The 15,249-nt window shown below is 71.8% G+C and carries 10 protein-coding genes, 2 tRNA genes and 1 pseudogene; 7 read left to right on the top strand and 6 right to left on the bottom strand.

Annotated features, from left to right (window positions below):
- Positions 1–110 precede the first annotated feature (110 nt).
- The 3 genes from ACTWP9_RS28785 (at position 111) to ACTWP9_RS28775 (ending at position 4,236) form a co-directional block, all read left to right on the top strand.
- Complete coding sequence (locus ACTWP9_RS28785; RefSeq protein WP_443249223.1) at positions 111–584, top strand: MarR family winged helix-turn-helix transcriptional regulator; 474 nt, start codon at positions 111–113, stop codon at positions 582–584.
- A gap of 11 nt (positions 585–595) precedes the next feature.
- A complete protein-coding gene (locus tag ACTWP9_RS28780; RefSeq protein WP_443249222.1) occupies positions 596–3,190 on the top strand; it encodes an MFS transporter in 2,595 nt (864 codons plus the stop codon).
- Between the two features lie 185 nt (positions 3,191–3,375).
- A complete protein-coding gene (locus tag ACTWP9_RS28775; protein ID WP_443249221.1) occupies positions 3,376–4,236 on the top strand; it encodes a YceI family protein in 861 nt (286 codons plus the stop codon).
- A gap of 31 nt (positions 4,237–4,267) precedes the next feature.
- On the opposite strand, the gene ACTWP9_RS28770 is transcribed toward ACTWP9_RS28775, so the two are convergent.
- Complete coding sequence (locus tag ACTWP9_RS28770; protein ID WP_443249220.1) at positions 4,268–5,089, bottom strand: TetR/AcrR family transcriptional regulator; 822 nt, start codon at positions 5,087–5,089, stop codon at positions 4,268–4,270.
- A gap of 203 nt (positions 5,090–5,292) precedes the next feature.
- Positions 5,293–5,598: pseudogene (locus ACTWP9_RS28765) on the bottom strand (winged helix-turn-helix domain-containing protein); the annotation flags it as partial.
- A 188-nt stretch (positions 5,599–5,786) separates the two neighbouring features.
- Between ACTWP9_RS28765 and ACTWP9_RS28760 the strand changes: the two are divergent.
- On the top strand, positions 5,787–6,302 hold the full coding sequence (locus tag ACTWP9_RS28760; RefSeq protein WP_443249219.1) for a hypothetical protein: 516 nt from the start codon (positions 5,787–5,789) through the stop codon (positions 6,300–6,302).
- A gap of 43 nt (positions 6,303–6,345) precedes the next feature.
- On the opposite strand, the gene ACTWP9_RS28755 is transcribed toward ACTWP9_RS28760, so the two are convergent.
- Positions 6,346–6,816, bottom strand: a complete 471-nt coding sequence (locus ACTWP9_RS28755; RefSeq protein ID WP_443249218.1) for an NUDIX domain-containing protein — start codon at positions 6,814–6,816, stop codon at positions 6,346–6,348.
- A gap of 204 nt (positions 6,817–7,020) precedes the next feature.
- Here ACTWP9_RS28755 and ACTWP9_RS28750 point away from each other — a divergent pair, with 204 nt between their 5' ends.
- On the top strand, positions 7,021–7,524 hold the full coding sequence (locus ACTWP9_RS28750) for a hypothetical protein (RefSeq protein ID WP_443249217.1): 504 nt from the start codon (positions 7,021–7,023) through the stop codon (positions 7,522–7,524).
- A 218-nt stretch (positions 7,525–7,742) separates the two neighbouring features.
- On the opposite strand, the gene ACTWP9_RS28745 is transcribed toward ACTWP9_RS28750, so the two are convergent.
- The 3 genes from ACTWP9_RS28745 to ACTWP9_RS28735 form a co-directional block, all read right to left on the bottom strand.
- Positions 7,743–8,108 carry a hypothetical protein gene (locus ACTWP9_RS28745; protein WP_443249216.1) on the bottom strand — a complete coding sequence of 122 codons (366 nt, stop codon included), beginning with the start codon at positions 8,106–8,108 and terminating at the stop codon, positions 7,743–7,745.
- A 556-nt stretch (positions 8,109–8,664) separates the two neighbouring features.
- Positions 8,665–8,737 (bottom strand) — tRNA-Arg (locus ACTWP9_RS28740).
- A 206-nt stretch (positions 8,738–8,943) separates the two neighbouring features.
- Positions 8,944–9,034, bottom strand: a tRNA-Ser gene (locus ACTWP9_RS28735).
- Between the two features lie 337 nt (positions 9,035–9,371).
- Here ACTWP9_RS28735 and ACTWP9_RS28730 point away from each other — a divergent pair.
- Together ACTWP9_RS28730 and ACTWP9_RS28725 are read left to right on the top strand one after the other, a co-directional pair.
- Positions 9,372–9,863, top strand: a complete 492-nt coding sequence (locus tag ACTWP9_RS28730; RefSeq protein WP_443249215.1) for an SSI family serine proteinase inhibitor — start codon at positions 9,372–9,374, stop codon at positions 9,861–9,863.
- A gap of 342 nt (positions 9,864–10,205) precedes the next feature.
- Positions 10,206–15,209: a PAS domain-containing protein gene (locus tag ACTWP9_RS28725; RefSeq protein WP_443249214.1), complete on the top strand. Its 5,004-nt coding sequence runs from the start codon at positions 10,206–10,208 to the stop codon at positions 15,207–15,209.
- Positions 15,210–15,249: the final 40 nt, after the last annotated feature.

Genomic DNA, 15,249 nt, shown 5'->3' with positions numbered 1-15,249 from the left:
CCCACGCGGACTCTTTGCGAAGCGTTTGCCTCGGTTGCCCGAAATCAATTTGCCTACAGCAACCAACCATCCGTATGGTTGCCCCAAGCAACAAGTTTCATGGGGTGCAGATGGCCGAACGCAGTCAGTACGAGGAGCTGGCCCGGCAGATCAGCGCCATCGGCGCCGTCAAACGAGAGATGGCGCGTGGTCTCCCCCCGGAGTGTCCGCCCGCCTCGGCAGTCGTACTGACGCTCCTGGAGAAGCACGGGGAGATGCGCACCAGCCGGCTGGCCGAGCTGATGGCGATCGACATGTCGGTCACCAGCAGGCACGTCACCCACGTCGCCGACCGCGGCTGGATCGAGCGCCACCCTGACCCGCAGGACGGCCGGTCCCGGCTGCTGCGGATCAGCGAGAGCGGTGAGCGGCTCCTGGCGGACCTCTCGGCACACACCGCCGAGGTGCTCGCCGCCCACCTGCACGACTGGAGCGACGAGGACGTCGCCCGGCTCAACACGCTGCTCAGCCGGCTCCGTATGAGCTTCGGGGACTGCCGTGCCCGCGGGCTGCCCCACGAGAAAACGACCGCACCACTGAGTTAGAAGGACGCCGAATGGCAACAACCCGATCCCAGACGCCGGTTGGGGGGTCCCGCAACACTGTGCAGGAGACCGGCGGCGGGGCCCGGCACGTGGCGCACGCCGCGTCGTCAGGCCACTCCACCGCCGCCCAGGCCCAGGCTGCCCAGGGCACAGGCACCGCCGCAGCGACGGCATCCGGGAGCGCGGCGCCGATGACGCACCGGCAGATCATGGAGGCGCTGTCCGGGCTGCTGCTCGGCATGTTCGTCGCCATTCTGTCGTCGACGATCGTCTCCACGGCGCTCCCCGAGATCATCTCCGATCTCAACGGCAGCCAGAGCTCCTACACCTGGGTGGTGACGGCCTCGCTGCTGGCGATGACCGCGTCCACCCCGCTGTGGGGCAAGTTGGCGGACCTGACCAGCAAGAAGCTGCTGGTGCAGATATCCCTGATCGTCTTCGTACTGGCCTCGGCCGGTGCCGGTCTCTCGCAGAACCCGGGGATGCTGATCTCCTTCCGGGCCGCCCAGGGCATCGGCATGGGCGGGCTCTCGGCGCTCGCCCAGATCATCATGGCCGCGATGATCTCCCCCCGGGAGCGCGGCCGGTACAGCGGCTACCTCGGTGCCACCTTCGCCATCGCCACCGTCGGCGGGCCGCTGCTCGGCGGCGTGATCACCGATACCAGCTGGCTCGGCTGGCGCTGGTGCTTCTACGTCGGCGTCCCATTCGCCGTCATCGCGCTGATCGTCCTGCAGAAGACGCTGCACCTGCCCGTCGTCAAGCGGCCGGGCGTCAAGGTGGACTGGGCCGGCGCGTTCTTCATCGCCGCCGCGGCCTGCACCCTGCTGCTGTGGGTCACCTTCGCGGGGGACAAGTACGACTGGCTGTCCTGGCAGACCTACGCGATGGTCGGTGGGGCCGTCGTACTGGCGCTGATCTTCGTACTCGTCGAGTCGAAGGCCAAGGAGCCGATCATCCCGCTGCGGCTGTTCCGCAACGGCACCATCACGCTGGCGTCGGTCGCCTCGTTGTTCGTCGGTATCGCGATGTTCGGTGCGACCGTCTTCCTCAGCCAGTACTTCCAGCTGGCGCGCGGCAAGTCGCCGACGATGGCCGGTGTGATGACGATCCCGATGATCGCCGGGCTCTTCGTCTCCACCACCGTCTCCGGCCAGATCATCACCCGTACGGGCAAGTGGAAGAAGTTCCTGATCGCGGGCGGTGTGCTGATGGCGGCGGGCATGGGCCTGCTGGGCACGCTGCGGTACGACACCGAGTACTGGCACATGTCGATCTTCATGGCGCTGCTCGGCCTCGGCGTCGGCATGATGATGCAGAACCTGGTGCTCGCCACCCAGAACCAGGTGGCGGCGAACGACCTCGGGTCCGCCAGCTCCACGGTGAACTTCTTCCGTTCGCTGGGTGGTGCGGTCGGTGTCTCGGCGCTCGGTGCCGTGCTCTCCAACCGGATCACCCACTACATGGAGGACGGCTTCGCCAAGCTCGGCATCAAGCCCGGCGGCGGCGCCACGGGCGGTGGCGGCAGCGCCCTGCCCGACCTGGACAAGCTGCCCGCGCCGGTCCGTACCGTCGTGGAGAGCGCATACGGGCACGGCATCGGCGACATCTACCTGTACGCCGCACCGGTCGCGCTGCTGGCGCTGGTGTGCGTGCTGTTCATCCGGGAGGTCCCGCTGCGGACCACTGCCGTGAACGAGGCGAACGAGGCGGCCTCCGCGGCCGAGAACCACACGCCGCAGGCCGCCGCGGTGGCCGCGCCCGCGGGGGGCGACACCCAGCAGCTCAGGGAGTACGCAGCCATGGCCACAGCCCAGTCCCCGGCCCCCATACCGACCAGCCAGTACGCCGTACACGGCACCGTCCGCAACGCCGACGGCATCGGCGTCGCCCGCGCGGCAGTCACGCTGATCTCGCTCAGCGGACGCCAGCTCGGCCGCTCCGTCACCCACGCGGACGGCTCCTACGGGCTGGACGCGCCCGGGCCCGGCTCCTACGTCCTGATCGCGGCGGCCGACGGTCACCAGCCGCAGGCGTCCACGATCGTGGTCGGCGAGGAACCCCTCAGCCACGACCTGCTGCTCTCCGGCACCAGCGGCCTGGCGGGCCAGGTGCGCGGGCTGGCCGACGGCGCCCCGGTGAGCGGCGCGATGGTCGTCGTCACCGACGTACGGGGCGAGGTGCTGGCCACCGGCGTCACCGGCGAGACGGGCGACTACCGGTTCGACGAGCTGGTCACCGGCAGCTTCACACTCGCCGTGAACGCCACCGGCTACCGGCCCACCGCCGTCCCGGTCGAGGTGCAGGGCCAGGGCACCACCCGGCTCGACGTCGACCTGGCGGCGGGCGCCCGGGTGACCGGCACCGTTCGGGCCGGCGCACGGCGCAGCCCGCTGCCGGACGCCCGCGTCACGCTCGTGGACGCGGCCGGCAACGTCATCGCCACGTCCACCACCGGTGAGGACGGCGCGTACGCCTTCACCGACCTGGACGCGGGCAACTACTCGGTCATAGCCGGCGGCTACCCACCTCAGGCGAACGCCCTGCGTGTGACCGGACCCGGAGTGGACGCGTACGACATCGAGTTGCACCACCCGGACGAGTGACCCCCGGTCCCGGCGGCGCGTGAATCGAGCGGAGCGCGCGCCGTCGGGTCCGGATCGGGGAAGGGCCCCGGCGGCCCGGAGAAACGCACTGAGCGAGCGCGGGCAAGGGACGGCCCGCCACCGAGGCGCCGGGGCCCGTCGGATGCGAGGCCGGGGCCGTCGTAGGTGAGAAGGAGCTGGAAGAGATGACAGGCGGGGCAAGCGGAGCAGACCCGGCCGGCGGCGCCGGAGGCGGCGTACGGGCGCGGGTGCGTACCCGGGACGGCTGGGCGGTGCAGCACGCCGTGCTGACGGTCACCGATATGACGGGCACCCAGGTGCTGCGCGCGGAGGCCGACGACGAGGGCGTCGTGCGCGGCGGGGAGCCGCTGGCCCCGGGCGCGTACACCGTCATCGCCACGGCCATCGGCTATGCGCCGGCCGCCTCCACAGCGATGGTCACCGCCGCCGGTCGCGCGGAGCTGGGCACGCTGGTGCTGGCCCGGCAGGGCGGCGTCGAACTGCCGCCGCCGGGCCCGTGGACCATCGACCCGATGCACTCCACGGTCGCCGCGACCGCGCAGCACCTGGGGATGACCAGCGTGCACGGCCGGTTCACCGAGTTCGGCGGCCGGATCGAGATCGCGCAGGACCCGGAGAAGTCGTCCGTCGAGGCCGTGATCAAGGCGGAGTCCGTCAACACCGGCAATGACATGCGCGATCAGCATCTGCGCTCCGGTGACTTCCTCAACGTCGAGACCTACCCGGACATCACCTACCGGAGCACCGGCATCGACATGGCGGGATCCGACCGGTGGACGGTGCGCGGCCACCTCGGGATGCACGGCGTCGTCCGCGACGTCGATCTGGACCTCACCTATCTGGGCAGCGGTCCCGACCCCTGGGGCGGACTGCGTGCGTCCTTCCACGCCACGGCCGAACTGCGGCGCTCGGACTTCGCGATGAACTACAACCAGGTCGTCGCGGCCGGGATCGCGGCGGTCGGTACGACGCTGCGGGTGGACCTGGACATCCAGGCGGTGCAAGGGGAGTCACTGCCGTTCTGACGCCGGGCCCCGCGCGACGGGACCCAGGCGCTCAGCGGTCCTCGGGAGCCGGAGGCTGCGGCGGAATCACCAGCGCGGCGCGGTCCTGCGGGCCCGCGCCGCGACCGTACCGGGCCATGGCCTCGATGCCCGCGACGACGCAGTCCAGTGCGACGCCGAAGTCCCGCTGCTCGACGGAGCGTACGGCTTCTCCGCGTACGCCCTCCCCGCACTCCGCGTACTCGGGACGTGCCCCCACCGTCGTACGCAGCGCATCGACACAGTCCTGCGAGCTGACGCCCGCCTCACTGCACCGGCGCTGCCAGCTGGCTTCGACGGCGGCGTGCCCGTAGACGAACGAGAACAGCGCGGCCAGCGCCCCGTCCGCCTGCTGCTCGGGGAGCCCGGAGCGCAGCAGTACGCGGCGAACGCCCAGCTGGAACGACATCGCGCTCGGCCCGACGTTCAAGAAGCTGCCCAGCGTGCCGGACGCCCACGGGTGACGGCGCAGCAGCCCGCGCAGCGCGTACGCCGCCTGCCGCAACTGCTCACGCCAGTCGATGTCTTCGGCGTCCGCGTCGGGCACCTCCAGTTCGCCCTCGATGGCGTCCAGAGCGAGTTCGAGCAGGTCGTCCTTGCGGTCCACGTACCAGTACACCGACATGGCCGTCACCCCCAGATGGGCGGCCAGCCGACGCATGGAGAACTTCGCCAGCCCTTCGGTGTCCAGCAGCCGTACGGCAGCTGCCGTGATCTTCTCCCGGTCCAGCCCCTCGGTCTGTCCGCTCCCGGCCGCTCTGCGGCGGGTCTCCGTCCGCTCCTCCAGCCATACGCTGGTCCTGCGCATCCGGCTCGTGCGGCTGCCGTCGCTCATGGCACGCGCTCCTTCGGGGGCCGGCTCCGAAGGCCGGTCGGAGAGACGGAACGGGGCGGCAACGGCCGAGGTGACTTACGGACCGTTACCCCTCGATGCTAATCCGTATCCGACCCTTCATCCGCCTTCGGCGACCCGAACGCCGGTATGACGGACTCGCCGGACGGGCCCGGACGACGGGGACGAACGGCGCCCCCGGCGCCCTCCCCGGGCTTGAAGACATAGCCTGCCCCGCGCCGCGTGTGGATCATCCGCTCCCGGCCCACATCGATCTTCCGCCGCAGATACGAGATGTAGAGCTCCACCAGGTTGGCGTGCCGGCCCACGTCGTAGTTCCACACCCGGTCGAGGATCTGCGCCTTGCTGAGCACCCTGCGCGGATTGCGCATCAGAAAGCGCAGCAGCTCGAACTCGGTTGCGGTCAGCCGTATCCGGTCCCCGCCGCGCCACGCCTCGCGGGTCTCCTCGTCCAGTACCAGGTCCCCGACGACGAGCAGCCGTTCGGGCCGGTGCGTGCGCTCCCGCGGGGTGCGCTCGCGCGGGGTTCGCTCGCGCGGGGTGAATTCGCGCCGGGCGCACTCGCGCGGGGTGCTCGTCCCACTCCTGCTCCCACTCATGGACCCACCCTCGAACGGCCGGGTGAGAGAAGGCTTTCCCGCATCTGTGAATCGCCTGAGAAAGCCCTAAGGTCGGGCGGGTGAGCGCAGTCATAACAGCGATGATCACAGCCGTCGTCGGCGTCCTGGGCACCTTGTTCGCCCCCGTACTCACCCAACGGGTTGCCGCACGGCAGCGGGAGGAAGAACGCGCGGAGGCCGACCGACTCCGCCGCCTCGAAGAGCGCCGCGCCGCATACACCGCGATGAACCGCGCCTCCCGGCAGTTCAGCACCCTCCTCAAGGACGCCCTGCACCGGCTGCGCGACGAGGTCTACACCGACCAGGAGCGCACCGCCCTGGAAGAGGCCCGCCTCGACTACCGCGACCGCTACGCGGAGGCCCAGATGATCGTCCCCGTGCACATCATGGAAGCCTCCCGCGCCGTCAACCGCGTCCTCGCCGGTGTCGACGCCGCCGTCAAACGACTCGACCGCGGCCGCGCCCACCCCACCGAGACCCCCGACTCCGTCCGCCACACCCTCACCACCGAAGGCGACCCCCAACTCGCCACCATGCGCCAACTGATGCGCGAAGACCTCGGCGTCCGGGACTGATTGGCCTTCAACGCGAGCGCCGATGTGCGTACGACGTAAGGGATCAGCCCAGGTGGGGCCGCTCGCGGTGCTCCAGGAAGTGGCGGAGCCTCAGCCGCTGCGTGTGGTGCATGGCCAGTTCGCCGATCTCCCCCGGCGGGACAAAGCGCAGTTCCGTCGACTCCTCCGAGACCGCGAGTCGGCCGCCGACAATCCGGGCGGTGAAGCAGACGTTGAACTGTCGGCGCACCTCGCCGTCCGAGTAGGCGATGACGTGGCGAGGGTCGGTGTACGTGCCCACGAGGCCGGTGATCTCCACGTCCAGGCCCGTCTCCTCCTTCACCTCCCGGACGGCCGCCCCTGGCAGTGACTCGGTCATCTCCATCCCGCCCCCGGGCAGCGCCCACAGCTCGTTGTCCCGTCGACGCTGGAGGAGAATGCGCCCTTCGTCGTCCGTGACCACGGCAGACGCGGCAACCACCAAGCTGTTCGGCTCAGGTGCCGCCGGATCGTCGTAATACTCGGTCCGTGCCATGGTCACCCTTCTCGCACCGGCGTCGCGCACTCCCCCATCTCGTCGAAGATGCCACACAGGAGGGAAGTGCCTGACCCCCGGCGGCAGCCCGAGCTCCGACCGAGAAATGGTCACAGAATGGCCACCTCTCCCCTATACCCCTCACACTTCGCTCTGCCGAGCACTACGGTCACTCCACCCGAAACGCCCTGGGGGGGGGACGAGATGACCAACCCGTACACCACGCCCATACCGCCGCCACCGCGCCCACCCGACACCCGCCCGCTCCGCAAGCGTGTACTCGTGTGGGTCGCAGGCTCGGTTCTGTTCTTCGCGGGCGTGATCATCGGCGCCACCGACGACGGGCAACAGCCCGTCGACAACAAGGCCAGGCCCGCGACGACCATCACCGCGACCACCACCGCCACCGCCACGCCCAAGCCGAGCCCGGCCGTCACCGAGACCGTCAAAGCCAAGACGAAGCCCGACCCCACGGTCACCGTCACCAAGACCGCCACCGCCACCGCCAAGGCTGCCGACAGCGACAGCGACAGCAGCAGCGACCAGGACAGCACCGGCACGTGCACGATCGTCTCGAACTCGGGGAACTGCTACTCGGCGGGACAGTTCTGCCGGAACAGCGATCACGGGGCCACCACCTCCACCGCCGGCGGCAGGAAGATCAAGTGCGCGCGCAGCTCGAACACATGGCGCTGGACCTACATCTGACGGGCCCCGGCCGACGGGGCGACCGGTCAGGAGGTGTGCTGGCGCGGCCCTTCTGGGCGTGGTCGAGACCCACGCGGAGCTCTACGGCAAGTAAGACGGCTCGCCTGATCCGGTGTCCGCGCCGAAAAGGGTGACGGACTTCGAGCGTGTGCCGTCTCTTCGGGGAGGCATGCGCAGGGCGGGCCCCAGTTGGAGGCCCGCCCCTTGAACGGGCGTTGTCAGGCCGGGATCACGCACATGTTGGGCACGTAGCCCTTGGTGCCGCGGTACGAGATGTAGCCCCAGCCGTCCCAGTTGTCGGGTGCGCCGCACTTGGTGGTCTTGCCGCCGGAGACACCCTTGATCCAGCAGCCCTTGGTGTTCTTGTACATGAGGCGCAGCGATGTGGAGTTGTGGCTCGGCTTCTTGTGGATCTTGACGTTGTTGGGAGCCTTGACGGGCTCCTTGCACGCCTTCGCCTCGGTGCTGGTGGCGGCGGTCGTCTTCGCGCTCCCCGCGGCGGCGGTACTCGCCGTTGCCGCCGGGGCTATCCCCATCAGTGCGAGGGCGGTGAGGGCCGCGGGGACGATCAAGCGCTTCTTCATCCAGGTGCTCCGTACTTTGTGCATCGAGCGTTGTGCATCGAGCGGAGCTCGTATCTTTACCTAGATCGCATGCCCGCTCAACTGGCCGGTCCCAGACCGGCCTTGGGGTTCCCCCGGCGGCCCGGGCCCTCAGCCGCACGTACGTCGACGGCAGAACTTGCGCCGACGCACACGAGAAGTGGATGAAGCTCCGCGCCGACGCCAAGAAGGGCCCGATGCCCACTCGGCACCGCCCCGTGGGCGGCCCTCCTCGACTACTGGCTCGAGTCGATCGTGAAGCCGGACCTCGCACCCCTGCGGCACGTCTGGCCGAGGGCCGGCATGGACATGGACCCTTAGTCCGGTGACGGCGGCGATGCGGAGGCAGCCGACGGGCTCCTGGGTCTGCGGGCATCTGTGCGGCGCTGGCGCTCGCGTCGACCATGCCCGAGCCGACCAGTTCCCCGTACGGTGGGCGGCGCCGAGACCGGAGGGCTGACGCCGTTGCCGTACTTCGCCGCTGTACGCCCTCAACGCAAGAGGCCCCCGGATTATCCCGGGGGCCTCTGAGCTGCTGCGCGCTCGGCAGGATTCGAACCTGCAACCTTCTGATCCGTAGTCAGATGCTCTATCCGTTAAGCTACGAGCGCTTGCTGTCCGGCTGGTTTTTCGGCCGGGCGGCGTTGCGGGAACAACATTACATGACCTGCGGGCGTAGGTGAAATCCTTCACGGTCACCCCCGCTGACCTGCGAAAATGTTGCTTTGGCGGGTGGGGCGGAAATGGGAGAAGCCCCGGACCGGCCGGGGCTTCGGTGATCTTGAATCCTTGGAATACGGGATCCGGAGATCATGAGCGGAGGCTGAGGGATTTGAACCCTCGATGGGGTGATAGCCCCAAACCGCATTAGCAGTGCGGCGCCATAGACCAGACTAGGCGAAGCCTCCAGACACACTCGGGACGCCCTAGGGGCGGACAAAGTGTGTGCCGATGATGGCACAGCCCGGGGGGCTGTCTCCAATCGGCCCCTACCGTACTCGGTCGGCGGACCCCTGGGCAAAGCCTTAAAGCGGTGGTCCGGCAGGTGGGACCCTCCCGGATCGGCACCGTTGCGTCCGGACGGGGGGCGCGCTGCGTCCGGACGGGTCCGCCCGCGCAACGGCGCGGGCTCAGGGACGTTAGACAAAAGGGGCGTACTCGCGGCGCCCCCACCTCCCTCCCACCGGGAAGGGCAGGCCCCCGTCCAGCCAGGCGGGAGCCGCTCTCGAATCTCTGGAGCCCGCCATGCCGCGTCGTACCGTCCCCGTATCCTTCCGCGTCCGCCCTCTCCTCACCCTCACCGCGGTCAGTACCGCGGCGGCCGGCCTGCTCTCTCTCGTCGGGACGCCCGAGGCGACGGCCGTCAGCCGGGCGGCTGCCGGCGGCGGATCCACGGCCATGGTGCCGTCCGCCGACGGGCTCAGGTTCAACGTCGCCCATACCGGGCGCGCAGCGGGCGACGGGTCGTACACCCTCCGCTGTCACCCTCCGGGCGGCAGACACTTCGCGCCGAGCCGGGCCTGTGCGGCGCTCGATCGGGCGACTTCGGACGGCCGGGATCCCTTCGAGCCGGTACCGGCGGATGCGACGTGCACGATGATCTACGGCGGTCCCGCGACGGCACATGTGACGGGTACCTGGCGCGGCCGGAAGATCGATGCCTGGTTCAAGCGGACCAACGGGTGCGAGGTCGCACGGTGGAACAGGCTCGTTCCGGCACTGCCCCGGACGTCCTGATCGCGGTCTCCGCCTGGTCGACCTGCTGTCCGTCCCCTGGCCGCCCGCTGTCCGTCTCCTGCCTGCCCCGCTGTCCGTCTCCTATTCGCCGTTGTGCACCGTGCGTTGGCCCGCGGCGGCGCCAGGGGCGGCCTTCCGTGCGGCGACGCGGCGGTGGCCTCCCCCGGATCCGCCGCCGCGCGCAGGAGTGTGGCCCGTAGACTCCCCCCTAGTGACACGCCCGGGGTGAACGGCAGACTGGCAGCCGTGGCCCGCCCGGACCAACACCACCAACACGACCAACAGGGAAGAAACGGGCGGAAGGTCACGAGCACCTGAGGTCAGCAGGAGGGAATTGTCGCCGTGAGCAGCAGGCCATCCCGAGGCGCTGCTCGCCTCGCCGCCATACTCGACGCACTGCCCGACGCACTCCTCCTGGTGAACTGCAACGGCACGGTGGTGAACGCCAACGCCATCGCGTTGGAGACCTTCGAGACGCCCGGCACCGCACTCGTGGGGCGCGGACTGCTCGACCTGCTGCCCGAGTTCGACTCGAAGCGCATCCCGGGCTCGATGCAGCGTCCGGACGAGGCCGCACAGGCCCAGGGCCGCCAGAAGCCGACCCGCATGGTGGCACGGCGTACGGACGGCAGCGAGTTCCCGGTCGAGGTGACCAGCGCGAACCTGGAGGACGGGCGGACGCCCTACGCGTCCGCGTTCGAAGCCGCCTTCGCCGACCACCCGGGCGGCGGCGGGTACACGGGCGACGAACTGCTGATGCTCGTCGTACGCGACCTCACCGGCACCCTTGACACCGAGGCCGAACTGGCGCGCCAGCAGCGGCAGACGGAGATGATCCTGCGGGCCGCGTCCGAGGGTGTCGTGGGGGTGGACTCCGAGGGCCGGGTGGTGCTCGTCAATCCGGCGGCGGCCCAGATCCTCGGCTACCGCGCCAGCGACCTGGGCGGCCGGGAACTGCACCCTCTTGTGCACCACTCGCGCCCCGACGGCTCCGCCCTCCCGTTCGAGGAGACCCCGCTGGCGGACACCCTGCGCTCGGGCCGCAAGCACCGGGTACGGGCCGGGCAGGTGCTGTGGGCGAAGGACGGGCGCGCGGTGCCGGTCGACATGACGACGGCGCCGGTACGGGACGGCGAGCAGCTGGTCGGCGCTGTACTGACGTTCGCCGACCGCCGCCCCTACGACGCCGTCGCGGCGCGCCAGACGCAGTTGCGGGCCGTGCTGGAGGAGTCGCTGCGCGGACCGCTGGAGCAGCTGCGCCAGGAGCTGTCGGGGCTGACCTCCGATCCGGCGGCGCAGCTGTGGCCGGAGGCGAACCAGATCCTTCACCACCTGTCCGCGGGCTACGCCCGGATGACGACGCTGGTCGACAACGTCCTCGGCTACCAGCGGCTGGACGCGGGCCAGGAGCGGCTGCGGACCGAACCGGTGCCGATGGACGCGGTGGTCTCCGCGGGGGTCGAGGGTGCCACCGAGCTGATCGGTCCGGGGCGCGCCCAGTTCGCCGTGCACGCGCCGCCGATCGAGGCCGAGGTGGACCCGGAACGGCTCGCCGTGGCACTCGCGCATCTCATCGCGGACGTGGCGGGCGTGGACGCGACGGGCCGCGCACTCTCCACGCCGCCGCCCGGTGTCGACCCGACGATCGTGGTCGCTGCGGCACAGCGCGGCGAGGTCGTACGCGTCGAGGTACGCGGCCCGCACAGCGGCGGCAGCCCGGTGCACGAGCCACTGGTGCGCGGCATCGTCAACCAGCACGGCGGTGTGCTCCAGACCCATGAGGTGCCGGGTTCGGCGGGCGGCAGCGCGTATGTGCTGGAGGTCCCGGTCAAGGCGGTCGGCAACACGACCCGCCAGTCCGGCAGCCGGGCACGCAAGGCAGGGCCCGACGATACGAGCGGTACGGGCAGTACGGGCGGCGGCCGGAGCATCGGCGGTACGGGGTACGACGGGGACGGTTCGACCGGTGCGGGCCGCTCCACGGGTGGCGGCGGATCGACCGGCGGCGGGCGCAGCCGAAGTCACGCCCGGGGCGGCAGCCATGCCCGCGGGGGCCCCTCGCAGGGCGGCGCGGGCGGTGCCTTCGGGGTACCGGGCGTCGTTCCTGGCACGGAGCGCGGCGAGACGACGGTGATGCCCGTACCGTCCGCTCCGGGGCGGGGGACAGGGACCGCCGGGCACCCGCAGGAGGACAGCGGCCAGGGCCTGGCCCTGGAACCGGCCGGGCGCTCCGGCGGTACGGAGCCCGGGCAGGGCCAGGCGGCCGACAGCGCGTCGGCGGCTGCGCTGGAGCCGGTGGCGGATCCACGGCAGTCGGCGGGCGCGCTCGCCCCGGTGCCCGACCCGCGGCAGAGCCTCGAGTTGGGGCCGGGCCCGTCCGCGGGTGGCGGTGGCGGTGGCCAGGGGCAGCCCGAGTTGGGGCCGGCGCGGCCTTCCGCCGGGAGCGAGCAGCCGGGCGCGGGGGCGGCCCCGGCGCCGACGCCCGTCGAGGCCCCGTCCCCGTACCAGGAGGGTCAGCCCCAGGAGGGCCCGTACGCGGATGCTGCGGCCATGCCCCGGCCCACCGGGCGGCGGCGTGGGCGGCCGAGTCCGGCCGAGGAGCAGCACGAACAGGCGTCGCTCGGCGGCGGGGCCGGTGCCCGTAGCGCGTCCGGGGCTCTTGAGCTCCCCTCAGGTGAACTCCCCTCGGGAAGCTCAGGTGAACTTCCCTCGGGGAGCTCGGGCGAAGGTCAGGTCGAGAGCGGGGGCGCGAACATGCCTGTGCCCGCGCAGGGTTCGGGTCGGCGTGCGCGGCGTGCACTGGGCGAGCGCGTGGAGAGCGCACCCGCCCCGCAAGGCGCGGAGTCAGGCCAGGACGGCGTAGCAGCGCCGGGGCCGGTCCCGCAGGACATGGGCGCCGCCGAGGGCGCGGAGGCCGGCGGCGGTCTGGAGCTCCCGCCGGCCGGCGGAGGGCGCCGGGAACGGCGTATCGCGGCGGCCCGTGCGCGGGCGCAGGCGGAGGCCGAGGCGCAGCAGGGGCCGCACCATGCGCCGTTCGCCCTCCCGCCCGCCCCTGCGGAGGACGCTTCGGCACCTTCGCCCTCCGGCGCCCCCGCAGCCGCTGCTGGGGCCGGGGCCGGGGCCACCGACTTCCCGACCCTCTCGCCCGCGGCCCCCGGTCCGGACGCCGGTCCCGGCAACCCGGGGCCCGCCGACCCCGCGTACGACACGAGCGGAGGCGCGGGAGGGGCCGCGGGCACGGACGCGGGCACGCCGGAAACGCAGCAGGAGAGCGGCGCCCATCCCCAGCGGAACGAGCACTCGGTCGTCGCCGCCAGCCCGATCCTGGGCGGCGGAGCGTTCCAGCAGACACAACAGGCGCAGCAGGACCAGCAGTCACCACAACCGCAGCAGGCCCAAGCGCACCAGGCCCAAGCGCACCAGCAGCCCGGTCCGTCCAGGCAGGAGCAGGAGCAGGAGCAGGAGCAGGAGCAGCCGGGCGGTGCGTCCGGTGCGTACGGCACCGACCACGGTCCCCGCGTACGAACGCTGGGGCAGGGGCTGCCGTTCGCCGAGCGGATGGCTGAGCAGAACGCCGCGCAGCAGTGGCCCCCGGCGCAGTCCTCGACGCCGTCGGCGGCCTCCGCCATACCGTCCACCCCTTCCACCCCAGGTCTGCCCCCCGGCTCCGGCCGCCGCCGGAAGCTGGCCACCCCGGAGGAGCGGGCGCAGGGCAGCGCGCCTTCCGGATCACCCCAGGACGGCACCGCCCAGCCGGGAGAGCCCCCGCACGCCGAACCGCAACACGGACAGCCCGGACCTCCCGCCCAGCACGGACAGCCCGCCCAGCAGGGACAGCACGGGACGGGCGGCGGCGAGCAGGCCGAGCACGGCGCGAATCACAGCGCGAATCACAGCTCGATCCCGGCGGACCAGCCCGCACAGCCGGGGCCGGGTACGGCACCCGGCGTCCGGCCCCAACCGGGCTCGCCCCAGCCTTGGGGAGCCCCGGACAACGGGCAGCCGCAGCCTGGGCAGCCGCAGCTCGAACAGCCGCAGCCCGGCGGACCCGATCACGGGCAGGCCCCGCCCGGAGCTCTCCCCGCGGTGCCGTCCCGGCCCGGCACTGGCGCGCCCGGTCAGGCACAGCCCTGGGCAGGCGTACCCGGCCAACCGGAGACGGGTACGGGGGCGGGGGCGGGGGCCCAGCCGGGCATCCCCGGGAACCCCTCCGGGCAGGTCCCCGCACTGGGCCCGGCGCAGGGCCCGGCGCACGGCCCGGCGCAAGGCGCAGCACAAGGCGCAGTTCCCGGCCCGAGGGCGCAGCCGCCCGCGCTGCGCCAGCCGCAGGGACAGGGGCAAGGCCAAGGGCAGCCCGGGATGATGCCGGGCCCGATGCCCATGCCACAGCCCGAAGCGGGGCCCGCGGGGGCCGCTGATCCTCGGCACGGTCGCGGTCAGAGCCAGGCCCACGGCCACGGCCGGAACGGCGGCCCGCAACAGTTCGCCGTCGGCGCCTCCGGCGGAGCCCCGGACGCGGAGGTGACGGAGGGGCCGGAGCCGCTGGACGGGCCGGACAGCCCGGTCGAGATGACGGACGGACGGGGCTTCGGCGTACCGCCGCACGTCAGGGACGACGAACTGCCGCCCGAACCGCTCGACAACCCGCGTCGGCTGCTGGTGTGGCCGGAGCCGGACGTCTCCACCCAGCAGGCGCTCTCCGACCGTGGTTACCGTCCCGTCCTGGTGCACTCGCGTGAGGAGGTGGACGCGCAGATCGCGGCCTACCCCGCCGCGCTGTTCGTCGACCCGCTGACGGGGCCGATCACCAGGACGGCGCTCCAGTCGCTGCGGACGGCGGCCGTTGCGGCGGAGGTTCCCGTACTGGTGACGGCAGGGCTGGGGCAGGCCACCAGGGAGGCTGCCTACGGCGCGGATCCGGCGGTGCTGCTGAAGGCGCTGGCGCCGCGCGACAGCGAGCAGCATCCGCCCCGGGTGCTGCTGGTCGAGGAACAGCAGGCGATCGCGGCGGCGTTGGCGGCGACGCTGGAGCGGCGCGGTATGCAGGTCGCGCACGCGCCGACGGACTCCGACGCGGTGCAGGTGGCCGCGCAGATCCGGCCGAACCTCGTCGTGATGGACCTGATGCAGGTGCGGCGGCGGCGCGCGGGCATCATCGACTGGCTGCGGGTGAACGGGATGCTCAACCGCACCCCGTTCGTCGTCTACACCTCGGCGGACCTGGACCCCGGTGAGCTGCCCCGGTTGGCCTCCGGCGAGACGGTGCTGTTCCTGGCGGAGCGTTCCACCAGCGCGGAGGTGCAGTCCCGGATCGTCGACCTGCTGACGAAGATCGGCGCCCACTGACCGAGCCGGGGGCTGCTGTCCGTACAGCCCCCGGCACAGG

Origin of the sequence: Streptomyces sp. 3N207 (assembly GCF_052246355.1) — a bacterium.
Lineage (GTDB): Bacteria > Actinomycetota > Actinomycetes > Streptomycetales > Streptomycetaceae > Streptomyces.
Note: the sequence above shows the minus strand (reverse complement) of the source record. Positions and strands in the feature narration are given on the sequence as shown.